This window comes from Agrococcus sp. DT81.2, from assembly GCF_049844935.1.
Lineage (GTDB): Bacteria > Actinomycetota > Actinomycetes > Actinomycetales > Microbacteriaceae > Agrococcus.
The window spans coordinates 159,102-182,694 of sequence record NZ_JBNCLZ010000003.1; the positions used below are offsets into that span (position 1 = coordinate 159,102).

The 23,593-nt window shown below is 71.5% G+C and carries 15 protein-coding genes and 1 tRNA gene; 10 read left to right on the forward strand and 6 right to left on the reverse strand.

All coding sequences use genetic code 11. The annotated features are described in order from the left end of the window. Positions 1-33: 33 nt before the first annotated feature. The 8 genes from mmsA (at position 34) to ACLQ21_RS07230 (ending at position 9,787) form a co-directional block, all read left to right on the forward strand. Positions 34-1,560, forward strand: a complete 1,527-nt coding sequence (mmsA, locus tag ACLQ21_RS07195; protein ID WP_425662902.1) for a multiple monosaccharide ABC transporter ATP-binding protein — start codon at positions 34-36, stop codon at positions 1,558-1,560. After that, the gene (gene mmsB, locus ACLQ21_RS07200; RefSeq protein WP_425662573.1) at positions 1,544-2,824 is read left to right on the forward strand and encodes a multiple monosaccharide ABC transporter permease; all 1,281 of its coding nucleotides are present in this window, start codon (positions 1,544-1,546) and stop codon (positions 2,822-2,824) included. Before mmsA ends, mmsB begins: the two co-directional genes overlap by 17 nt. 125 nt (positions 2,825-2,949) lie before the next feature. Then, positions 2,950-3,291, forward strand: a complete 342-nt coding sequence (locus ACLQ21_RS07205) for an ArsR/SmtB family transcription factor (RefSeq protein WP_425662574.1) — start codon at positions 2,950-2,952, stop codon at positions 3,289-3,291. Continuing rightward, complete coding sequence (locus tag ACLQ21_RS07210; protein ID WP_425662575.1) at positions 3,288-3,701, forward strand: SRPBCC family protein; 414 nt, start codon at positions 3,288-3,290, stop codon at positions 3,699-3,701. The genes ACLQ21_RS07205 and ACLQ21_RS07210 overlap by 4 nt, the downstream gene beginning before the upstream one ends. 92 nt (positions 3,702-3,793) lie before the next feature. Continuing rightward, positions 3,794-5,011 carry an amidohydrolase gene (locus ACLQ21_RS07215; protein WP_425662576.1) on the forward strand — a complete coding sequence of 406 codons (1,218 nt, stop codon included), beginning with the start codon at positions 3,794-3,796 and terminating at the stop codon, positions 5,009-5,011. Beyond that, positions 5,008-6,228: a multidrug effflux MFS transporter gene (locus tag ACLQ21_RS07220; protein WP_425662577.1), complete on the forward strand. Its 1,221-nt coding sequence runs from the start codon at positions 5,008-5,010 to the stop codon at positions 6,226-6,228. The genes ACLQ21_RS07215 and ACLQ21_RS07220 overlap by 4 nt, the downstream gene beginning before the upstream one ends. A gap of 71 nt (positions 6,229-6,299) precedes the next feature. Then, positions 6,300-8,141 (forward strand): helicase HerA-like domain-containing protein, encoded by a 1,842-nt coding sequence (locus ACLQ21_RS07225; RefSeq protein ID WP_425662578.1) that lies wholly within the window; start codon positions 6,300-6,302, stop codon positions 8,139-8,141. Next, the gene (locus ACLQ21_RS07230; protein WP_425662579.1) at positions 8,138-9,787 is read left to right on the forward strand and encodes a sensor histidine kinase; all 1,650 of its coding nucleotides are present in this window, start codon (positions 8,138-8,140) and stop codon (positions 9,785-9,787) included. The genes ACLQ21_RS07225 and ACLQ21_RS07230 overlap by 4 nt, the downstream gene beginning before the upstream one ends. Here ACLQ21_RS07230 and ACLQ21_RS07235 read toward each other — a convergent pair. From ACLQ21_RS07235 to ACLQ21_RS07260, 6 genes are all read right to left on the reverse strand, one after another. Continuing rightward, positions 9,755-11,242 carry a glycosyltransferase family 2 protein gene (locus tag ACLQ21_RS07235; protein WP_425662580.1) on the reverse strand — a complete coding sequence of 496 codons (1,488 nt, stop codon included), beginning with the start codon at positions 11,240-11,242 and terminating at the stop codon, positions 9,755-9,757. The genes ACLQ21_RS07230 and ACLQ21_RS07235 overlap by 33 nt on opposite strands. Then, positions 11,239-12,207 (reverse strand): HEAT repeat domain-containing protein, encoded by a 969-nt coding sequence (locus ACLQ21_RS07240; RefSeq protein WP_425662581.1) that lies wholly within the window; start codon positions 12,205-12,207, stop codon positions 11,239-11,241. The genes ACLQ21_RS07235 and ACLQ21_RS07240 overlap by 4 nt, the downstream gene beginning before the upstream one ends. Next, positions 12,204-12,563: a response regulator transcription factor gene (locus ACLQ21_RS07245; RefSeq protein ID WP_425662582.1), complete on the reverse strand. Its 360-nt coding sequence runs from the start codon at positions 12,561-12,563 to the stop codon at positions 12,204-12,206. The genes ACLQ21_RS07240 and ACLQ21_RS07245 overlap by 4 nt, the downstream gene beginning before the upstream one ends. 173 nt (positions 12,564-12,736) lie before the next feature. Continuing rightward, positions 12,737-12,824: transfer RNA gene (locus tag ACLQ21_RS07250), tRNA-Ser, on the reverse strand. Between the two features lie 111 nt (positions 12,825-12,935). Then, complete coding sequence (locus ACLQ21_RS07255; protein ID WP_425662583.1) at positions 12,936-16,904, reverse strand: cell wall-binding repeat-containing protein; 3,969 nt, start codon at positions 16,902-16,904, stop codon at positions 12,936-12,938. A 210-nt stretch (positions 16,905-17,114) separates the two neighbouring features. Beyond that, entirely contained in the window at positions 17,115-20,162 is a 3,048-nt protein-coding gene (locus tag ACLQ21_RS07260) for a S8 family peptidase (protein ID WP_425662584.1), read from the reverse strand. 132 nt (positions 20,163-20,294) lie between these two features. Between ACLQ21_RS07260 and pta the strand changes: the two genes are divergently transcribed. Both pta and ACLQ21_RS07270 read left to right on the forward strand, forming a co-directional pair. After that, positions 20,295-22,409 carry a phosphate acetyltransferase gene (gene pta, locus ACLQ21_RS07265; protein ID WP_425662585.1) on the forward strand — a complete coding sequence of 705 codons (2,115 nt, stop codon included), beginning with the start codon at positions 20,295-20,297 and terminating at the stop codon, positions 22,407-22,409. Continuing rightward, positions 22,406-23,593 (forward strand): acetate/propionate family kinase, encoded by a 1,188-nt coding sequence (locus ACLQ21_RS07270; RefSeq protein ID WP_425662586.1) that lies wholly within the window; start codon positions 22,406-22,408, stop codon positions 23,591-23,593. Before pta ends, ACLQ21_RS07270 begins: the two co-directional genes overlap by 4 nt.

Consider the following 23,593-nt stretch of genomic DNA (forward strand, 5'->3'; position numbering starts at 1 on the left):
GGAAGGAGGCGCGCTGTGACGGCGATCCTCGAGATGCGCAGCATCACCAAGGAGTTCCCGGGCGTCAAGGCGCTCTCCGACGTCAACCTCACCGTCGAGCGCGGCGAGGTCCACGCCATCTGCGGCGAGAACGGCGCGGGCAAGTCCACGCTCATGAAGGTGCTCTCGGGCGTCTACCCGCACGGCACCTACGACGGCGAGATCGTGTACGAGGCCGAGCCCGTGCAGTTCCGCTCGATCACCGACTCCGAGCACAAGGGGATCGTGATCATCCACCAGGAGCTGGCGCTCAGCCCGCACCTGTCGCTCGCCGAGAACATCTTCCTCGGCAACGAGCTGGTCGGCCGAGGCGGCCTGATCGACTGGCACGCCACGAACACCGAGGCGCAGAAGCTGCTCGCGCGGGTCGGCCTCGGCGACAACCCCGCCGTGCGCGCCAACGAGGTGGGCGTCGGCAAGCAGCAGCTCGTCGAGATCGCCAAGGCGCTCTCGAAGGACGTCAAGCTGCTCATCCTCGACGAGCCCACGGCCGCCCTCAACGACGAGGACTCGGCACACCTGCTCGACCTGATCCGTCACCTGAAGCAGCAGGGGATCACGTCGATCATCATCAGCCACAAGCTGAACGAGATCAAGGCGATCGCCGACAAGGTGACGGTCATCCGCGACGGCCGGACGATCGAGACGCTCGTCACCGACGACGTGACCGAGGACCGCATCATCAAGGGCATGGTCGGTCGCGACCTGGAATCGCGCTACCCGGATAGGGATGTGACGATCGGCGAGGAGGTCTTCCGCATCGAGGACTGGCGGGTGCACCACCCCACCGAGGCGAACCGCGTCATGATCCGCGACGCGAACCTCTCGGTGCGCGCCGGCGAGGTGGTCGGCATCGCGGGGCTGATGGGCGCGGGGCGCACGGAGCTCGCCATGAGCGTGTTCGGTCGCTCCTACGGCTCGCACATCACCGGCACCGCGTACCTGCACGGCAAGCCCGTCGACGTGCGGACGGTGCCGGCCGCGATCCGCGCCGGGCTCGCGTACGCGACCGAGGACCGCAAGCGGTTCGGCCTCAACCTGATCGAGGACATCAAGCGCAACATCTCGGCGGCGGCGCTCGACAAGCTCGTCAAGCGCGTGCTGGTCGACGGCGAGGAGGAGATCCTCGTCGCCGAGGGCTATCGCAAGAGCATGCGCATCAAGGCGCCGACGGTCAACGCCGTCGTCGGCAAGCTCTCCGGCGGCAATCAGCAGAAGGTCGTGCTGTCGAAGTGGCTGTTCACCGACCCCGAGGTGCTGATCCTCGATGAGCCGACGCGAGGCATCGACGTCGGCGCCAAGTACGAGATCTACACGATCATCAACCAGCTTGCCGCGGCAGGGAAGGCGGTCATCGTCATCTCGTCCGAGCTGCCGGAGCTGCTCGGCATCTGCGACCGCATCTACACGCTGTCGGAGGGCCGGATGACCGGTGAGTTCCCGATCGCCACGGCGACGCCAGAGGCGCTCATGCAGCGCATGACCCAGGAGAAGGAGGCGGACCATGTCATCGCCCAGTGACCCGACCACGACCGCGGACCCGCCCCGGCGCCGGCCCCAGGGCGACCCCGCCCGCGACCTCGCGCCCTCGCCGCTGCGCACAGCAGGGTCGTTCCTGCTGTCGCGCGTGCAGCAGATCGGCATCTTCATCGCGCTCGTCGTGATCGTGCTGCTGTTCCAGGGCCTGACCGGCGGCCGCCTGCTCACCGCCGGCAACGTCGCGAACATCATCGTCCAGAACAGCTACATCCTGATCCTCGCGATCGGCATGGTGATGATCATCATCGCCGGCCACATCGACCTGTCGGTCGGCTCGGTCGCCGCGTTCGTCGGCGCGGCCACCGGCGTCATGATCGTGCAGTACGGCTGGCCCTGGTGGCTCGGCATCCTCGTCGGCATCGTCCTCGGCGCGCTCGTCGGGGCCTGGCAGGGGTTCTGGGTGGCGGTGGTCGGCATACCCGCGTTCATCGTGACGCTCGCGGGCATGCTCATCTTCCGCGGCCTGACGCAGATCACGCTGTCGAACACCCAGATCACCCCGTTCCCGACCGAGTACCGGCAGCTCGGCGGCGGCTACCTCTTCCCAGAGCTGTTCCCCGCCTCGACGAGTCCCGCCGAGTGGATCACCGTGGGCCTCGGAGCGCTGACGCTCGTGCTGTTCATCGGCTCGCAGCTGCGCGGTCGCGGCAAGCGCATCAAGCTCGGCGTCGAGGGCGAGCCGGCCTGGTGGTTCTGGACCCGCGTCGGCTTCGGCGCGCTGCTCATCCTGATGCTGACCTACCTGCTGGGCATCGCGGAGGGCTCACGCGGCACGCCGATCGTGCTCATCGTGCTGGGCATCCTCATCGTCGCCTACTCGGTCGTCATGCAGCGCACCCGCTTCGGCCGGCACATCTACGCCGTCGGCGGCAACCGGCACGCGGCCGACCTGTCGGGCATCCGCTCGAAGCGCATCGACTTCATGCTCTTCGTCAACATGGGCGTGCTCGCCGCGCTCGCGGGCATCGTCTTCACCGGCCGCCTGAACTCGGCCGGCCCGGGCGCTGGCAACCTGTTCGAGCTCGACGCGATCGCCGCGGCCTTCATCGGCGGTGCCGCCGTCCAGGGCGGCATCGGCACCGTCGTCGGCGCGATCACCGGCGGCCTCATCATGGGTGTGCTCAACAACGGCATGTCGCTGCTGGGCGTCTCGACCGACTACCAGCAGTTCATCAAGGGCATGGTGCTGCTGCTCGCCGTCGCGTTCGACGTCTACAACAAGCGGCGCGCGCGCTCGCTCGGCTGACGCGGCGAGCACGACCGCAAGGCGACCGGGGGTCGCGGGGGCCGGTCCCTCGCGACCCCCGCTCGTCTGCGCAATCGCGACAGCGGCGATTGCGGCAGCGCTGGGGGCGCCCTACACTTCACCATATGGTAAAGTCCACGGTGGATGCGGTCGCCCACGCCATCGCGTCGGGGCCGCGGAGGCTGCTCGTCGGCCGGCTCGCGGAGGGCCCGGCGACGATGAGCGAGCTCGCGAGCGTGCTCGGCGTCACACTGCCCGCGATCGACAAGCATGTGCGCGTGCTCGAGGCGGCGGGACTCGCGCGCAAGCGCCGCGTCGGCCGACGCGCGATCGTGACGCTCGAGCCCGGTGGGCTCGACCTGCTCGCCGACTGGGCGACCGGCGTGCGGGCGATGTGGCGCGCGCGGCTCGCGGACTTCGCCGCGCACATGGACCGCGGGGACGACGGACCGGAGGAGTTGCGATGACCGAGACCCAGATCGAGCTGACCCAGCGGGTCGAGGCGCCGCGCCCGGCCGCATGGGCGGCGTGGACCGACCCGGCGGCGCTCGCGCGGTGGTGGTGGCACCGCGTTCCGGGCACGACCGTCGCGGCGGATGCGCGGGTCGGCGGCGCCTACCGGTTCGAGGCAGCGGACGCGGGCTTCGGCGTCACGGGGGAGTACCTGAAGGTCGAGCAGCTGGAGCGGCTGGTCTTCACCTGGCGCTGGATCGATGACGGCGTCGAATCCGAGGTGACCGACACCGTGACCGTGCGCTTCGCCGACGACGGCGAGGGCACGCTCGTGACGGTCGTGCACGAGACGGATGCCGCGGGCGCGGCCGACTACGAGATCGGCTGGCGCGAGACGCTCGACCAGCTCCCCGTCGCCGCCTGACCGTCCGCGCCGGCCCGCGTCCTCGTCCGCCGAAGTCGTTCGCCCGGCTAAGATATTCTGGCCGAACGACCTTCGACCGGAAGAGGATCCGCATGCTGCTCGCCATCGTCAACGCCAAGGTCGTGCCCGTCGAGGGCGCGGAGTTCGAGGGGACGATCCTCGTGCGCGACGGCAGGATCGCCGAGCTCGGCGCCGATGTCGCCGTGCCCGAGGACGCGGAGGTGCTCGACGTCGCTGGCGCGCAGGTGACGCCCGGCCTCGTCGATGCCCACGTGCACCTGGGCGTGCACCCCGAGGGCGATGGCCAGACGGCGAACGACACCAACGAGATGACGAACCCCAACACGGCCGGGGTCCGCACGATCGACGCGATCGACCCGTTCGACGAGGGCTTCGACCTCGCACTCGCGGGCGGCGTGACGACGGTGAACGTCAACCCCGGCTCCGGCAACCCGATCGGTGGCCAGGCGACGACCCTCCACACCCACGGCCGCATCGTCGACCACATGGTGCTGCGCGAGCCCGCCGGCGTGAAGAGCGCGCTCGGCGAGAACCCGAAGCGCGTGTACGGCGAGAAGAAGGTCACGCCGTCGACGCGGATGGGCACGGCCAAGATCCTGCGCGACGCGTTCGTCGCCGCCCAGAACTACCAGCGCCGCCTCGCCGACCCCGAGAACGACCGCACGCACGACGTCGATCTCACCATGGAGGCGCTCGTCAAGGTGCTGCGCCGCGAGATCCCCTGGCGCCAGCACGCGCACCGCGCCGACGACATCGTCACCGCGCTGCGGCTGCAGGCGGAGTTCGGCTACGACCTCATCATCGACCACGGCACCGAGGCGCACGTGGTCGCCGACCTGCTCGCCGAGCGCGGTGTGCCGGTGCTCATCGGCCCGCTCTTCACGACGAAGTCGAAGATGGAGCTGCGGAAGCGCTCGATCGCGAACCCCGGCAAGCTCGCCCGCGCCGGCGTCGAGCTCTCGCTCATCACCGACCACCCGGTCATCCCCATCTCCTTCCTCGTGCACCAGGCATCCTTCGCCGTCCGCGAGGGGCTCGATCGCGAGACGGCGCTCCGCGCCATCACCATCCATCCCGCCAAGGCGCTCGGCGTCGCCGCGGAGGTGGGCTCGCTCGAGGTCGGCAAGCGCGCCGACATCGTGGTGTGGGGCGGCGACTGGATGGACCCGATGGCGCGCCCCCGCACCGTGCTCATCGACGGCCGGGTCGTGTTCGAGCACGACGCCGCCACCGGTGAGGAGCGGGTCGCGTCGCGCGACGAGGTGCCGCTGGCGCTCCCCGCCGCGTGACGGCGCACCCCGGAGACGCGCTGACTCCCAGCCGCCGGTTCACGACGCTGCTCGTGCTCGGGCTGCTGGCGGGGCTCGGGCCCTTCACGATCGACCTCTACCTGCCGGCGTTCCCGGCGGTCAAGGACGAGTTCGAGACGACGGATGCGGCTGTCCAGCTCACGCTGTCGGCGACCACGATCGGGTTCGCGCTCGGCCAGCTCGTGGTCGGACCGCTCTCCGACCGCATCGGCCGACGGCGGCCGCTCCTCGTCGCGACGAGCGTGCACGTGCTCGCGAGCGTCGGCGTCGCCATGGCGCCCGACATCGTGTCGCTGTCGCTGCTGCGCATCCTGCAGGGCTTCGGCGCGGCCGCGGGGACCGTGGTCGCCATGGCGATGGTGCGCGACCTGTTCAGCGGCTCGAAGCTCGTCACCGCGCTGTCGAGGCTCGCGCTCGTGATCGGGATCGCGCCGATCGCCGCGCCGGTCGTCGGCTCCTGGCTGCTGGGCGTGCTCGACTGGCGCGGCCTGTTCTGGGTGCTCGCAGGGTACGCGGTGCTCGTCATCGGGCTGCAGCTGCTCTTCCTGCGCGAGACGCTCCCGCCCGAACTGCGCCACGTGCCCGGCCACACGACGCTGCGGCAGCGCTACCGCGCGGTCCTGAGCGATCGTGTGTTCATCGGCGTCGCCGTGATCGGCGCGAGCATCTTCGGGGGCATGTTCGCCTACCTCGCGACCTCCTCGCTGCTGCTGCAGGAGGTCTACGGCTTCTCTCCGGGCGAGTTCGGGCTCGTGTTCGCGATCTGCTCGGTCGCGGTGCTCGCGGGCACGCAGATCGCGGCCCGCGCCGCCAACCGATGGGGCCCCCAGTGGGTGCTCGCGGTGTCGACCGCGCTGCTGATCGTGGGAGCCTCGGGCATCATCGTGCTCGACCTCGCCGGACTGGGTGTCGCGGGCCTCGTGCCCCCGCTCGCGCTGTTCGCCTTCGCGTTCGGCCTCTCGATGCCGTGCGTGCAGTCGCTCGCGCTCGCGAACCACGGCGAGGAGGCCGGCACGGCCGCGTCGCTGCTCGGCGCCCTCAACATGTCGATTGCCGGCCTCGTCAGTCCGGTCGTCGGCCTCTTCCGCATCGAGAACGCGATCCCGATGGGCTCGGTCATGCTGGCGTGCGGCGTGCTCGCGACCTGCTCGCTGTGGCTCGTCGTGCGGCCGAGGCAGGTGCCGCCGATCGAGTGATCGTGGGCTGCACGACGTCATCCGCGCACGGCGTGCGGAACCGCGCAAGGCCGCCGACCTAGGATGGCGACATGACCGACGAGCTGGCGCAGGTGCAGGCGGACCTCGAGGCGGCCAGGCAGGCGCAGGCGGCAGCGGAGGCGCGGATCGCGGAGCTCCAGGCTCGCGCCGGGCGCGCCAAGGCCGACCTGCCCCCGTCGCCCGCGGACGAAGCGACCCCAGAGGGCTCGCCGCCGGTCCCGGAGTCGTACAGCGAGGCGCCCGAGGCGGCGGCCGCACCGGCCGATCCCGCGCATCCGTCCGAGCCGGGCGACACGATCCAGCCGGCCTCGACGACGGGTCCGCTCTCCGACGACGAGGTCGCCGAGATCCGCGCCGGCTACGCCTTCGACGGCCCCGCGCTCGAGGTCGGGGCGCTCGTCAACGGCGACCCGGACGCCGGCACCCAGGTGCGCATCCCGCTCGCGATGGTCAACCGCCACGGCCTGATCGCCGGCGCCACCGGCACCGGCAAGACGAAGACCCTGCAGGTGCTCGCCGAGCAGCTCTCCGCCGCGGGCGTGCCCGTCTTCGCCGCGGACATCAAGGGCGACCTGTCGGGCGTCGCCACGGCGGGGGAGTCCGGCGAGCAGCTGCTGGCCCGCACCGCGGGCATCGGACAGGCATGGGAAGGGCAGGCCTTCCCCGTGGAGTACTTCGCGCTCGGCGGTCAGGGGATCGGCGTGCCGGTGCGCGCCACGGTGCTGTCGTTCGGCCCCACCCTGCTCTCGAAGGTGCTCGGGCTCAACGACACGCAGGAGTCGAGCCTCGGCATCGTCTTCGCCTACGCCGACGAGCAGCGGCTGCCGCTCGTCGACCTCAAGGATCTGCGCGAGCTGCTGCTGTGGCTGACGGGCGACGAGGGCAAGGCAGAGCTCAAGCGACTCGGCGGGATCTCCACCCAGACCGCAGGCGTCATCCTGCGCGAGATCACCGCGTTCAGTGAGCAGGGCGCCGACGTCTTCTTCGGCGAGCCCGAGATCGATTCCCGCGAGCTCATGCGCACGATGCAGGACGGTCGCGGCGTCATCAGCCTGCTCGAGGTGCCGGGCGTCGCGAGCCAGCCGGCGCTGTTCTCGACGTTCCTCATGTGGCTGCTCGCCGATCTCTTCGAGGACCTGCCGGAGGTCGGCGACATCGACAAGCCGAAGCTCGTGTTCTTCTTCGACGAGGCGCACCTGCTGTTCAAGGACGCCTCCAAGGACTTCCTGACCGCCATCACCCAGACCGTGCGGCTCATCCGCTCGAAGGGCGTCGGCATCTTCTTCGTCACGCAGACGCCGAAGGACGTGCCGGCCGACGTGCTCGCCCAGCTCGGCTCGCGCGTGCAGCACCAGTTGCGCGCGCACACGCCGGATGACGCGACGGCCTTGCGGCAGACGGTGCGCACGTACCCGAGGAGCGGCTACGACCTCGAGGAGGTGCTGACGAGCCTCGGCATCGGCGAGGCGATCGTGACCGTGATGAACGAGCGCGGCGCTCCCACGCCGGTCGCGTGGACGCGCCTGCGTGCGCCGCAGGGCTCGATGGACCCCACGCCCGAGGGTGCGATGCGGCGGAGCGTCGAGTCGTCGCCGCTGCTCGAGCGCTACGGCGAGGCCGTCGATCGCGAGTCGGCGTACGAGCTGCTGCAGGCGAGGCTCGCAGCCGCGCAGCGCGCCGAGCAGGACGAGGCTGCGCGCGAGGCGGCCGAGGAGGAGGCGAAGCGGCTCGAGCGGGAGGCGCGCCGGAACCGCTCCGCGGGCCGCGCGAGCGGCCAGCGGACCGCCGGCCGCGAGGGCGGCAACGTCGTGACCGACTTCATCGGGTCGCGCACGGGGCAGTCGATCATCCGCGAGATCGTGCGCGGCGTCTTCGGCAACCGGCGCCGGTGAGCGTGATCGAGAGCTCCGCGGCTCACGAGCGACCCCGGCGCATCGCCGCGCTGACGGAGACGGTCCGCGGTCAACTGCTCTCCGTCGGCGTGCTCGCGCTCGTCGTCATCGTGCTGACGGCCGTCGCCCCGGGTGTCTGGGACGGGCCGTGGCTGTGGGGGAGCGCGGCCGTCGTCGCGGCGGCGACGGGGCTCGCCCTGCTGGGGCAGGGCCCGCTCTACAACGCGACCTGGCTGCCGGTGCTCGTGCCGGCGCTGGACCTCCTCGTCATCATGCTGCTGCTCGGCGAGCCGAGCGTGCCGCGGATCGCGGCGATGCTCGCGGTCGTGCCGGCCTTCTGGCTCGGCTTCGTCGGGCGCCGACCGGGCGTCGTGATGGCGGCCGTCGGCGGCATCGCGATGGGCGTGGCGCTGTCGCTCCAGATCGCAGGCTCGACGGGGACGACCCTGACGGCGAACGCGGTCGGGGCAGTGCTCGTGCCGCTCACCCTCGTCGCCGCCGCGTTCTTCGCCGACAGCTACACCGGGAGGCTCGAGGACCAGCAGCTCGCGATCCTCGAGCGCGAGCGCGACAAGACCGCGATGCAGCGCCAGCTCGTGGCGGACGGCGTGCTCCTCGACGCGATCTTCGAGACGGCGCGCGTCGGGCTCATGCTGCTCGACGCCGACGGCGAGATCGTGCGCGCCAACCCGACGCTGAGCCAGCATCCCGCGCTCGCAGGCACGAGCCTCGACCGCGTGCTCGACGGGGCGCGCTTCCTCGACCTCGAGACCCGACAGCCGATCTCGCGCCTCGAGATGCCGTTCCTGCGTGCGGCGCGCGGCGAGTCGTTCGACAACAGCAGGTTCTGGATCGCGCGCCCCGGTCACGACATGTTCGCCGTGACGGTCTCGTCACGGCCGCTGATGGTGGACGGCGAGTTCCGGGGCTCCATCGCCTCGGTCGACGACGTGACGACCTACATGCGCATGCTCGAGGACCGCGACGACTTCGTCGCGCTCATCTCGCACGAGCTGCGCACGCCGCTCACCTCCATCGCCGGCTACATCGAGCTGGCGATGGACGAGGACATGTCACCCGAGCTCCGCTCGTGGCTCAAGATCGTGGAGCGGAACAGCGCCCGTCTGCGGACGCTCGTCGAGGACCTACTGATCGTCGGTGAGATGAGCCGGGGTGAGCTGCACCTCGAGCCGACGGCCGTCGACCTCCGCGAGGTGGCGCGCGAAGCGGTCGCCACGCTCGTGCACCGCGCCCACCGGCGCGGCGTCGAGCTGCGCCTCGTCGACGGACCGTCCGTGCCGCTGGTCGCCGACCCGCGGCGCGTCAGCCAGGTGGTCGAGAACCTCATCTCGAACGGCATCAAGTACACGAGCGACGACGGCTTCGTCGAGGTGCGCGTCGACGTCGAGGGCACGGATGCGCTCCTGCGAGTCTCCGACGACGGTCCCGGCGTGGAGCCCCAGGAGGCGTCGAAGGTGTTCGAGCGCTTCTACCGGTCGCAGGCGGCACGGGCGTCCGGGGTGCAGGGCGCCGGCCTCGGGCTCTGGATCTGCCGGATGATCGTGCAGGCGCACGGCGGCGCGATCGCGTTCGACAGCGAGGTCGGCGCGGGCTCAGTCGCGACGGTCCGACTGCCCGCCGCCTGACGCGGCAGCCGCGGTCGGCGCATCCGTCGCGTCGACGAATCCGGTGCGCGTCATCTCGCCCCACTCCTGCTTGCGGTTCGTGAGCGCCGCCCACCAGCCCTGGATGCGCCAGATCGCCGTCAGCTGCCGGTAGCCGAGGCTCTCGGCGATGACGGCCCAGAGCGTGGCGCCCATGTCGCGCCAGCGCTCGTAGCGGTGGAAGCTGGCCTCCTCGACGACGACCGCGGCGAGCGTGACGATCGTGCCGTAGCCGTAGGCGACGAGCAGCAGCAGCAGCGCCATGCCCGGGTCCACCGCGCCGACGAGCAGCCCGAGCCCGACCAGCACGATGCCCGCGAGCTCGATGAGCGGCGCGAGCAGCTCGAAGAGCCAGTAGTAGGGCAGGGCGAGCAGGCCGACTCGGCCGTAGCGCGGGTTGAGCAGCATGCCGCGGTACTTCCACAGCACCTCCCACAGGCCCCGGTGCCAGCGACGGCGCTGGCGGGCGAGCACCTTGAGCGTGGACGGCGCCTCCGTCCAGCTGACGGGCTCAGCGACGAACTCCACGCGGGCGTCGCGGTGGCCGTCCCGGATCCATCGCTGGATGCGCATGACGAGCTCGAAGTCCTCGCCGATCGAGTCGGCGTCGAGGCCGCCGACCTCGATCAGCACGTCGCGGCGGAACATGCCGAACGCGCCGGAGATGAGGATGAGCGCGTTGAGGTCGGACCACGCGGTGCGGCCCAGCAGGAACGCGCGCAGGTACTCCACCACCTGGATGCGGGTGACGAGCTCCTTGGGCATGCGGATCTCGACGATGCGCCCGCCGTGCACTCGGCTGTTGTTGACGATGCGCACGACGCCGCCGGTCGCGACGACTCGCTCCGGATCGTCGGCGAACGGCTTCGAGACCGACAGCAGCGCGTCGGGCTCGAGGATCGAGTCCGCGTCGACCATCACCACGAGCTCCTTGCTCGCGAGGTCGAGACCGAGGTTGATCGAGTCGGACCGGCCGGAGTTCTCCTTGTCGACGACGAGCAGCGGCACGGCGGGGTCCGCGGAGCGCCACACCTGTCGAAGGGCTCCGCGCGCCGGCACCCTGCCGGGCACGTCCCGGTCGTCGGGGACGAGCCCGAACGCCTCGCGCAGGAGCCGCATGGTGTCGTCGGAGCTGCCGTCGTTGACCACGATCACCTCGTGGTCGGGATAGCGCAGGTCGAGCACCGAGCGGACGCTCGTGAGGATGACGGAGGCCTCGTTGTAGGCCGGCATGATGACGCTGACGCCGAGGCTGAGCGGCGACGCCGCCATGGCGTCCTCGCCCCGGTGGTCGCTGCGGCGAAGGTACCGCGCGAAGTGCCTGGCGGCGAGCAGCACGAGCAGCAGCATCGACGTGTTCGCGAGCACGAAGTAGATCGCGGCCGGCCAGGCGACCGCGGTGAAGATCGCCTCCAGGGTGTCGTGCAGCCAGGTCATGCGCTCGCCTCCGCGCTCGGGATGCCGGCGGCGCGGCGCACACCGCGCTGCGCCTCCTCGGCGATCCGCGCGATCGCGTCGGCCGTCCAGCTGCCGGGCATCGCGACGAGCGCCCTCGCCGCCGCTTCGCCGACCATGCCACCGCGCAGGGCGGCGTCCCGCAGCGCAGGCACGGCGTCGCGCACGGGCATCCGCTCGAGCGACCGCATCGCTGCGAGCCGCACCGACTCGTGCTCGTCGTCGACGAGCCGTGCGAGCGAGGGGCCCGTGCCGGGCGCCTGCAGCAGTCCCGCGACGCGAGCGGCGCCGCGGCGGACGCCGGGGTCCTCGTCCTCGAGGGCGATCCGCACGCGGTCGCCCACCGCAGCGCCCTGCTGCAGCAGCGCGGACGCCGCGACGCTCGTCGGGATGCCGCTGCGCTGCGCGAGCGCGGCGATCACGCGGTCGACCGCGGCGGGCTCGTCGAAGGCGCCGAGTGCACGGATGGCGACGGTGCGCACCTCGGGGGAGCGGTCGTCGGCGAGCTCGAGCAGCAGGGGGAGCGCTCCCTCCGGTGCGAGCAGACCGAGCGCCTCGGCGACGTCGGCGCGCATGACCGGGTCGCGATGGTCGGCCGCGGCGATGACGAGGGGTGCCAGGCCGCTCGCGTCGGCGACGGCGCGCAGGCGATCGGCCGCCTCGCCGGTGATGCCGCGGAGCATGAGGAAGACCGTGCGACCGACGTGGCGCCGCTCCTCGGCGCTGAGGGCGCGCACGCGGTCGAGGAGCTCGTCCACCTCGTCGTCCTCGGCGATGCTCGCTTCGAGCACGAGCGGCCGCAGCCGCAGGTCGAGCTCCGCGCCCCGCCGCTCCCGGCGGTGGCGCAGGCTGCGCTGCACGACGAGGGCCGTCAGCATGCCGACGACCACGAGGGCCGAGATCAGGAGCAGCGCCTGGAGCAGAGCCGGCGACAGCAGCGGGGTCATCCCAGTGCGGCGGTGACGCGAGCCAGCAGCGCCCGGGGGCTGAAGGGCTTGGTGACGTAGTGGTCCGCGCCTGCCGCGAAGCCGGCCTCGATGTCCTTCTCCTGCCCGCGGGCGGTGAGGAGGATGACCGGCGTCTGGTCGCCGCGCTCGCGGATGGCCCGCAGCACGTCGATGCCCGACATCCCGGGCATCATGACGTCGAGCACGATGACCGCCCACTCGCCGTCGACCGCTGCCTCGAGCGCCTGGGCGCCGTCCGCGCGCGTCTCCACGTCCAGCCCGGCCGACTCGAGCTTGATCGCCACGAGGTCGCGGATGTCGCGGTCGTCATCCACGACCAGGATGCGCCCGCTCATGAGCGCGCTCCGACGCGCGCGGTGAACGGCCGCGGACTGCTTGAGCGCATCGGTGCTCCAACGTGACGAAGTCTGCTTGCCTGGACTGCAACGTTACACCGCGCACATGGAACACGCCCGCCAGAGCACGACAGGAGCCCCGGCCGGCGGCCGGGGCTCCTGTCGATGCACGATGGCGGAGGATGGGGGATTCGAACCCCCGAGGGCTTGCACCCAACACGCTTTCCAAGCGTGCGCCATAGGCCACTAGGCGAATCCTCCTGGCGCGGTCCCGAGAGACCAACCCTGCGATCTTATCCCGTGACAGGACGGGCCGCTGACAGGGAGGGGGCGGGGACCTCGCGTCCCCGCCCCCCTCGCGTCACTGCCGCGCTACGGGCAGATCGCGTACGCCGCGACCTCCGCCGACAGCGCGTCCTCGTCGCCGAGCAGGAACACCGGCGGCTGGTCGAGCCGCAGGCTCTCCGTCACCACAGCGGAGTCCACGCACGACGAGCGCGACAGGTACAGCGGCGAGCCCTCGGCTGCCGCGAGCGCCGAGGCGGCCAGGGCGTCCGGGAACCGCTCGCCGCTGGCGATGTACATCGCCGGCACCGGTGCGGCGAACAGCGCGCGGTTCACGAGCACCGCGGTGTCGAACCGGTCGGAGCCGGCGAACCGGTTCACGGCGATGCCGGCGTTGTCGAGCTCGAGCTCGATGCCGTTCGACATCGATGCCTGGTCGCCCATCAGGTACGCGGTGCCCGCGCCCAGTCGCTCGAGCTCGGCCATCGTCGCGTCGTCCACGCCGCCGGCCATGCCGTCGACGAGGACGATCGGCGCATCGATGGAGCCGGCCGCAGCGCCCGCCGACAGTGCGTCCGGGAAGTTGCGACCGGTCGCGATGAACGCCGACTCGGATGCGTCGAAGGCGTAGTCGGCGACGAGACGGCTGGTCTCGTACCGGTCCGCCCCGCCGATTCGCACGACCTCGGCGGCGAGCGGCGCGAGCGCCTCTGCCACGGCGGGCGCCAGCGTCGGCTCGCCGCCCACGATGACGATCCGATCGGGTGCGAGGCGCTGGATCTCCGCCGCGACCGTGTCGTTCAGCGCGCCGCGCGACGAGAGGAGCAGCGGGCCGCCCTCGTGCGCGGCAGCGGGCGCCGCCGCGAGGCCGTCCGGGAAGTTCTCGCCGCTCGCCACGTAGACGACGTCAGCGCCGTCCGGGTAGCCGCGCTTCGAGACCTCGACGGCCGTCTCGTACCGGTCGTCGCCGGCGAGCCGCTCGGGCACCGGCATCGTCGCATCACCGGTCGTCACGTGCACGACGGTGCGCACGTCCGTGTCGCCGTAGCCGATGACGCCGAGGTACTCGGCGTTGACGTCGAGACCGTTCCACTCAGCGGTGTAGGTGAACGCCTCGCCCTGCTCGACCGCGACCGAAGCCGGGTCGGTGCGGAAGGAGCCCTCCTGCTGGCCGTCCCGGACGCCGACGTGGTCGAGCGTGAAGGTGCTCGGGGCGCCCTCGGTCCCGAGCACGAAGTTCGCGACGACTGCCACGTAGGTGCCAACCTGCGGGTCCTGCAGCAGCCACGACTCGTCGGCCGAGCCGGTGGACGCGGTGAACACCTCGGCCACCTCGCCCGTCTCGTCGAGCCGGAGCACGAAGAGGTCGAAGTCGGCGGTGTCGTCCGTGGCGTCGAGCGAGACGTAGTGCACGAGCTCCCCAGCGGGGATCTGGAACTCGTACTCCCAGAACTGGCCCGCCTCGCCGCCGTCGGATCCCAGCTCAGTGAGCTTGGCGAGGCCGTTCGCGTCGAGGGGCAGCTGCCCGCTGATGCCCGAGATGCCCGAGACGGGGGTCTCGCCCACCGTGCCCGTGCCCTCGACCCAGTCGGGCGCATCCACCGCGACCGGACGCACCGCGAGCGGGGAGCGCACCGTGTGCTCCGCGCTCGTCCACGTGAGGGAGCCGGTCGACCAGGTGCCGAGGGGAGCGGCCTCGGTCGTGAACGTGACCGTGTAGTCGAGCGTCTCGCCGGCCTCCGCGAAGGAGAGCGTCGACGGCGACACGTCGACGGCGACGCCGGGCACGCCCGTGGTCGACGCCGTGTAGGTGCCGGGCTCGAGCGCCGTGACCGAGCGCGTCACCGTCTGCGTGTACGCGAGCGAGCCGACACCGATGGAAGCGATGTTCACCTCGCTGGCGTCGATGGGGCTGCCGATCCAGTTGTCCGGCAGTTCGTAGCCGAGGCCCCGGAGGTAGCCGTACCAGTCGGCGGTGCCGTTCTCGTAGATGAGGCCCGCGTCGAGCATCGACTGCGTGTTGACGAAGCCTGCGCCCTGCGCCCACGGGTCGGTCGAGGGAGTGTCGTCGAGGTTGCGCGTGTCGGTCGCCGTGGTCATGAGCGCGGATTTGACCTCAGCCGGCGAGGCGTTCGGGCGCTCGCCGAGGTAGATAGCGCCGAGACCCGCGACGTGCGGGGCGGCCATCGACGTGCCCGAGATGAGCCGGAAGCTCGGCTCGCCGCCTGCCGGGTTGGGACCGGCGGCGATGATGCCGACGCCGGGAGCCGTGATGTCCGGCTTGAGGATGTCGCCACCCTCCGCCGTGGCCGGGCCGCGCGACGAGAAGCCGGCGACGACCGGTGCGACCGTCTCGATGCCCGTGGTGTTCTCGGGCACGAACGTCACGATCGACGTGCCGTCAGCGGCTGCGAGCAGCTCGTCGCGGTACTCCGCGTCGACGTGGATCGTCGGGATGACGTGGTCGTCGAGGTCGATCGACCCCGGTGTGACGTTCACGATCACCGCTCCGACGCCGCCGGCGTCGGCGACGACCTGCGACTTCTCGACACGCGGGTTCACGCCACGGTCGCACAGCACGATCTTGCCGTCGGTCTGCGCCGCGTCGAGCGTGTCTACCTGGCAGAGGGCCGCGTCCTCGGCGGTGACGCCGGCGGCTGGGATGTCGCCCGCGTAGACGAACGGTCCGCTGACCGTCTCAGCGCCCTCGCCCATCGGCACGGTCACCGAGCCGCCCGGGATGCGCTCATCGCCCGGCAACACGACGGTCGCCTCGTAGTTCGGCACGCTCGCCGCTGCGACGCTCGTGTACCAAGGGGCGAGGTGGTTGACCGTCGACGCGTCGGGGCCCGTGTTGCCCGCCGAGGCGGAGACGAAGACACCCGCAGCCGCGGCGCCCAGGAAGGCGAGCGCGTCCGGGCCGGCGACATCATCGCCTCCGCTGATCGAGTAGTTGATCACGTCGACGCCGTCGATGGTCGCCTGGTCGATCGCCTGAACCAGGTCGCTCGCTGCGCATCCGTCGTCCTCGGTCGCCGAGGGGTCCGGACCGGACCAGCACACCTTGTACGCGGCGATGCGCGCTTCGGGTGCGACGCCCGACATCGTGCCCAGGTCGGCGCCGGCCGCAGAGGTGACCGGCACCTCGGCGTTGCCCGCCGCCGTCGAGGCGGTGTGTGAACCGTGGCCGTCGCCGTCCCGCGGCGAGAGGTACTCGCCGGGCACCTGCGTCTCGGTGCCGATGCGCTCGGCGCCGAAGCCGTCGATGTAGTAGCGAGCCGACACGATCTTGGTGGAGCAGTCGTCCGCGGTGAACTGGGTGCCCGTCTCGCAGACGCCGCTGAAGGTGCTGCCGTCGCCCTTGTCGAAGACGATCTCGTCGCCGAAGACGCCCTCCTTGATCTCGATCTTGTCGCCCGAGCGGTAGGGCTCCGCGCCCGGCGCGGTGCCGAGCGACTCGCCCGCGAACAGCGGGTTCTCGGGCGCGATGCCCGTGTCGAGCACGCCGACGACGACGCCCTGGCCTGCCTCGTCCACGCCGCCGACCTGCTCCCAGAGGCCCTCGAGGTCGAGGAACTCGTTCGCGGGGCTCGCCTGGATCTTCTGGATCTCGTCGGGGAAGATCTGCGACACGCGCGAGTCACGCGCGAGCTGGAGCGCCTGCTCCGCCGAGAGGTCGGCGATGAAGCCGTTCATCGTGACGGTGAGGCTCGACTCGATCTGCGCGCCGATGGCCGAAGCCACCTGCGTCTGTTGGGTCTCGAGGTGCGCGGCGTACGCGTCCGCGGCGGGGGAGTCGACGTCGATGTCGTCCGTGCCGAGCGGTGCGGTGCGCGCGAGGTTCGGCAGACCGCCGCGGTATGTCGCCATCGGGTCCTGCTCGAGGACGACGATGTAGCGGCCGTTGTCGAAGCCGCTCGTGTCGATGGGGGCTTGGACGGGCGCAGCGCTCGCCGCGGACGCCCCAAGCACCGACGCCCCCGCGCTGAGCGCGAGGGCGGTGGTGAGGGCGATGCCGCTGCGGAGGCGCACACGCGTCGGGATTGGTGTGCTCACAGGTGATCCTTCGTTCGAGACGAAACCCCCGTCATTGGAGGCGGATGCGCTCGAATCTATGGCTGGACTGTGGGCTGGAACAAGGGGCGCTTGAAGCGTTACCGTTTCGTGACCTGCCGCGAGCAGGATGCTTCGGCGTGCGCGGGGGACCGGCTTCGCCACCGCGTGAAAGCGGGGCGGAGGCTTGCGCCCCCGCCCCGCTCCGGTTCGCTACTTGAGCTGGCCGCGCCCCGTGGTGGGACCGGGAGCCGACTCTGCGTAGACGTACGTGCGCTCGGTGAAGCCGTCCAGCTCGTAGAGCACGACGCCGAGGTACTGCTCGTTGGCACCCAGGCCGCGCCAGTCGGCGTCGACCGTGAAGGTGTCGCCGACCGAGACCTGCTGCGAGGACGGGCTCGCGGTGAGCTTGCCCTTGCCGCCCTTGGGCGAGACCGCTGCGTGCTCCACGAGGAACGGCGTCGAAGCGCCGCCGTTCACGGAGTACACGTGTACGAGCACCGCGTAGTTGCCCGGCTGCGGGTCCTCGAGGAGCACCGCCTCGTCGGCGGACGACGTGCCGCCCACCCACTCCTCGACCGGCTGGCCCGCGCTGTTGAGGCGGTAGACGTAGAGGTCGAGGTCGGCGACGGACTCGTCGCCCGCGAGCACGAAGTCGTGGGCGAGCTCGCCCTGACGGATCGTGACGGGGTAGACGAACTCGTCGTTGGGCACTCCGGCGTCGCGCCCGAGCTCCTGGTAGGCCGCGAAGCCCGCAGCCGTGGTCGTGAGCTCGCCGGAAAGTCCGGCGATGCCCTCGAGCTCCACGGAGCCGACGCGACCGGAGGCCGTGGCCCACTCGGGCACGTCGAGCGCGAGCGGACGGACCGCGATGGGCGACCGCACGGCGTGCGTGTCGTTCGCCCAGGTCAGGGATCCGGTGGCCCAGACATCCGGGGCGGCCGACGTGACGGTGAAGGTCACCGAGTACGTCTGCGAGTCGCCGGGCGCAGCGAAGTCGAGCGTCTGCGGCGACACCTCGACGTCGACGCCCTCGACACCCTCGACCGACACCGTGTAGCTGCCGGCCTCATGCGCCGTCAGCGTCCTGGTGACCGTCTGCGATCCAGCGAGCGCGCCGATGCCGATCGACGGGATGTTGAGGTCGCTCGGGTCGATCGCCTCACCCACCCACGCGTCCGGCAGGCCGTAGCCGAGGCCGCGGAGGTAGCCGTACCAGTCCTCGGTGCCGTTCTCGTAGTACAGCCCCGGGTTCAGGAACGTCGGGGAGTCGACGATGCCCGCACCCTGGTTGAACGGGTTCGTCTCACGGTCGCCGTTCGCCAGCACGGTGTCGTCAGCGCTCGTCATGAGCGCGCTCTTCACCTCTGCGGGCGACGCGACCGGGTGCTCCGAGAGGTAGACGGCAGCCAGTCCCGCGATGTGCGGTGCAGCCATCGAGGTGCCCGACAGGAACTCGTAGCGGTCGGGGCCGCCCGGCGCCTGCCATGCTGCCGCGACGATGCCCACGCCAGGGGCGGCGATGTCGGGCTTGATGACGTCCGACCCGTCGGCGAGCACGGGGCCGCGCGACGAGAACCCGGCCACCACGGGAGCGGGGGTGGAGGTGCCCGAAGTGTTGCCCTGCGTCAGCGTGACCGTCTGGCGCGCCGCGGCCGCCGCGTTGACGGCAGCGAGGTGCTGCGCGTCGACGTGGACGGTCGGGATGGCGTGGTCGTCGAGGTCGATCGATCCGGGGGTCACGTTGACCACGATCGCGCCGATCGCGCCGGCTGCCGCCGCCACCTCGGACTTCTCGACACGGGCGTTCACGCCGCGCTCGCAGACCACGATCTGGCCGGCGGCGGCCGTCGCGTCGAGCGAGCCGGGGAGGCAGAGCGCGGCGTTCGCCGCGGTCTGGCCGCTGGCCGGGATCGCGCGGGCCGCGACCAGCTGGCCCGTGAGGCCCTCGGCCGGCACCGTGATGGAGCCGCCCGCGATCTTCGAGCCGTCCGCGAGCGTCACGGTCGCCTCGAAGTTCGGGATGGTCGTCGCTGCGACGGTCGTGTACCAGGGGGATGCGTGGTCGAGGGTCGATGCGCCCGGCCCGGAGTTGCCCGCCGAGGCCGAGACGAAGACGCCGGCCGCGGCAGCGCCGAGGAACGCCACGTCGGTGGCTGCGACGACCGAGGTCGCCGCGCCGCCGCCGATGGAGTAGTTGATGACGTCGACGCCGTCCACCACAGCCTGGTCGATCGCTGCGACGAGGTCGGTCGACGAGCATCCGTCGTCCGTGGTCACGGCCGGGTCGGGACCGGACCAGCAGACCTTGTACGCGGCGATGCGGGCCTCGGGAGCCACGCCCGACATGGTGCCGAGGTCGGCGCCGCCGACCGACGTGATCGCGACATCCGCGTTGCCCGCGGCCGTCGAGGCCGTGTGCGAGCCGTGGCCGTCGCCGTCACGCGGCGAGACGTACTCGCCGGGGACCTGCGTCTCGGTGCCGAGTCGGCTCGCGCCGAAGCCGTCGAGGAAGTAGCGGGCGCCGACGATCTTCGTGGAGCAGTCGTCTGCGGTGAAGCCCGAGCCGGTCTCGCAGACGCCGGTGAACGTGCTGCCGTCTCCCTTGACGTAGGTGATCGTCTCGCCGTCGAGGTACGGCTCGGAGCCGGCGACGGTGCCGAGCGGCTCGCCGGCGAAGAAGGGGTTCTCGGGGGCGATGCCCGTGTCGAGCACGCCGACGACCACGCCGGCGCCCGCCTCGCCCATGCCGCCGACCTGCTGCCAGAGCGCCTCGAGCTCGAGGTAGTCGTTGGCGGGGGAGCTGGTGATCTGGAGGATCTCGTTCGCCTCGACGGAGCGCACTCCGGCCTGGCGTGACAGGTCCTCCGCCTGCTCGGCGGTGAGGTCGGCGACGAACCCGTTGATCGCCGCCGTCAGATCCACGTCGATCGACGCGCCGACCGAGGCCGCGACATCCTGGTGCCGGGTCTCCAGGTGCGCGGAGTACGCCCGCGATGCGGGCGAGGACGCGTCGAGGTCCTGCCCGCGCTGCGGTGCGGTGGGGGCGAGCCCCTGGATGCCGCCGTCATAGGTGGCGAGGGCGTCCTCGGCCAGGACGACGACGTAGCGTCCGTCCTCGTACGCCGTGGTCCCAGACGGTGATGCGGCCGCGTTCGCGGTCGCGGCGCTCAGGACGCTCGCGCTCGCTCCTAGCGCGATCGCCGTCCCGACCGCCACAGCGCGGCGCAGAGCTGCCCGCTTCGTGCTCGGTGAAGTCACGTTGTTCCCTTCAGATGGCTGCCTCATGGGCATGTGGCGTCCATCCTGACGGCGTTCGGGTGTCGCAAAGTTGCCTGAGACGAAGCGTTACCGTTTCGTGACCCGGGGGACACGTGGGGCTAGCCTGGCCTGATGCCGACCCGCATCGTGATCGCGTCCCCCGAGGGCCACGCTGGCAAGTCGATCGTCGCACTGGGGCTCGTGGAGGCCCTCAGTCGCAGGGTCGGGAGGGTGGGCGTCTTCCGCCCGATCGCCCGCTCGGCCGACGAGCGCGACCTCGTGCTCGAGCTGCTGCTGGCGCACGAGGCGGTCGATCTCGCGTACGACGACGCGATCGGCACCACGTACGCGGCCGTCCACGACGACGCGGAGGCGGCGCTGTCGACCATCGTCGACCGGTACCACCGCATCGACGAGCGCTTCGACGCGATCGTGATCGTCGGCTCCGACTACACCGACGTCGGCAGCCCCACCGAGCTCGGGTTCAACGCGCGGGTCGCCGCCAACCTCGGTGCCTCCGTGCTGCTCGTGCTGGGCGGCCGCGACCCGGAGACCGACGTGCCGCGCACCGCCGACGAGCTGCGCCAGCTCGCCGAGGTGACGACCGCCGAGCTCGCCGCCGCGCACGCATCCATCGCCGGTGTCATCGTCAATCGCGCCGACCCTGATGCGATCGACGGCATCCCGGCCGCGATCGCGGGAGCGGTGCCCGCAGAGGTGCCGGTGTGGTCGATCCCCGAGGATGCGCTGCTGAGCGCCCCGAGCATCGGCACGCTCTTCCGCGCGACCGACGCGGAGCTCGTGCGCGGCGACCCGGAGCTGCTGCAGCGCGAGTCGCTCGGCACAGTCGTCGCGGGCATGTCGATGGAGCACGTGCTCGAGCGCCTCATCGAGGGCGGCATCCTCGTGATGCCCGGTGACCGCTCTGACGTCGTCGTCGGCACGCTGCTCGCCCAGCAGTCCGACACCTTCCCCTCGATCGCCGGCATCATCCTGAACGGCGGCTTCGAGCTGCACCCGGCGGTGCAGCGGCTGCTCGACGGACTCGACCTCGAGCTGCCCATCGGCCGCAACCCGCACGGCACGTACGAGACGGCCAGGCGCATCGCCACCACGCGCGGCTCGCTCATCGACGGCACGCAGCGCAAGCGCGACTCCGCGCTCGCGCTCTTCGACGAGCACGTCGATGCGGATGCGCTGCTCGAGCGGCTCGAGGTCGCGACGAGCGACGTCGTCACGCCGCTCATCTTCGAGCACAGCCTGATCGAGCGGGCGCGAGCGGATGTGCGGCACATCGTGCTGCCGGAGGGCGACGACGACCGCATCCTGCAGGCGGCATCCACCGTGCTCGCCCGGGGCATCGCGCGCCTCACGATCCTCGGGGATGAGACTTCGATCCGTCAGCGCGCGGCCGCGCTCGGCCTCGACATCGCCGAGGCCCGCGTCGTCGCGACGGACGACGCCGAGCTGCGGCCGAAGTACGCGGCCGAGTACCAGCGGCTGCGCGCCCACAAGGGCGTGACCATCGAGCAGGCGATGGAGCGGCTGCTCGACGTCTCCTACTTCGGCACGCTCATGGTGCACACGGGTGACGCGGATGGCATGGTCTCGGGCGCCGCCCACACCACCGCGCACACCATCAAGCCGTCGTTCGAGACGATCAAGACGAAGCCAGGCGTCTCCGTCGTCTCGAGCGTGTTCCTCATGGCGCTCGCCGACCGGGTGCTCGTCTACGGCGACTGCGCGGTCATCCCGGAGCCGACCGTCGAGGAGCTCGCCGACATCGCCATCTCCTCCGCGCAGACCGCCCGCGACTTCGGCATCGAGCCGCGCGTCGCGATGCTCTCGTACTCGACGGGCGAGTCTGGCACCGGTGCGGAGGTCGACCGCGTGCGCGCGGCGACGGCCCTCGTGCGCGAGCGGGCGCCGGAGCTGATGGTCGAGGGTCCGCTGCAGTACGACGCGGCGGCGGATGCCGCGGTCGCGCAGAAGAAGATGCCCGACTCGCAGGTGGCGGGCCGGGCGACCGTCTTCGTGTTCCCCGATCTCAACACCGGCAACAACACCTACAAGGCGGTGCAGCGATCCGCGGGGGCGCTCGCGATCGGCCCGGTGCTGCAGGGGCTCAACAAGCCCGTCAACGACCTCTCGCGCGGCGCGCTCGTGAGCGACATCGTCAACACGATCGCGATCACCGCGATCCAGGCGCAGGCAGAGTCCGCGCCCGCGGAGCGGAGGACGGCATGACCCGCTCGGTCTTCGTCATCAACGCCGGCTCGTCGAGCCTGAAGTACCAGCTCGTCGACGTCGACTCGGGCGCGGCGCTCGCGGGCGGCCTCATCGAGCGGATCGGCGAGACGACCGGCGAGGCGAAGCACGAGGCGCCGGGCATCGACACCGTCGTGGAGCGGCGCGTCATCCCCGACCACGAGCACGCCTTCGGCTGGGTGCTGCGGCAGTTCGAGACGCACGGGCCGTCGCTCGACGGGGCTGAGCTGCTCGGCGTCGGGCACCGGGTCGTGCAGGGCGGCGCGCGCTTCGACCGTGCCGTGCGCATCGACGAGGATGTGCAGCAGCAGATCGCCGACCTCGCCCCGCTCGCACCGCTGCACAACCCCGCGAACCTGCAGGGCATCCGCTCCGCGAGGGCGACGTTCCCCGGCTATCCGCACGTGGCCGTGTTCGACACCGCGTTCCACCTGACCATCCCGCCGGCCGCGCACCGCTACGCGATCGAGGCGCGGGTGGCCGCCGAGCACCGCATCCGCAAGTACGGCTTCCACGGCACGAGCCACCAGTTCGTCTCGCGCCGCATGGCGGAGCTACTGGGCCGACCGCTCGAGGAGGTCAACACGATCGTGCTGCACCTCGGCAACGGCGCCTCGGCGACGGCGGTGCGCGGCGGGCGCAGCGTCGAGACGTCGATGGGCATGACGCCGCTCGCGGGGCTCGTGATGGGCACGCGCTCCGGCGACATCGACCCGGGCGTGATCTTCCACCTGCACCGCGTGGCGGGGCTGTCGGTCGACGAGATCGACACGCTGCTCAACAAGCGCTCCGGGCTGCTCGGCATGACCGGCACGGGCGACATGCGCGACGTGCTGCAGGCGGCGGATGCCGGCATCGACCGGGCGGTCGAGGCGCTCGACATCGTGGGGCACCGGCTGCGGGGCACCGTCGGGTCGTACCTCGCGCACCTCGGGCGGACCGATGCGATCGCCTTCACCGCCGGGATCGGCGAGAACGCCGCACGGGTGCGCGAGATCGCGCTCGAGGGGCTGGAAGGGCTCGGCATCGTGCTCGACCCGGAGCGGAACGCCGGTCGCGGCGAGCGCCGCATCTCGGCCGACGGCTCAGCGATCGAGGTGTGGGTCGTGCCCACCAACGAGGAGCTCGAGATCGCCAGGCAGGTCGCCGACCTCGTCGGCTGA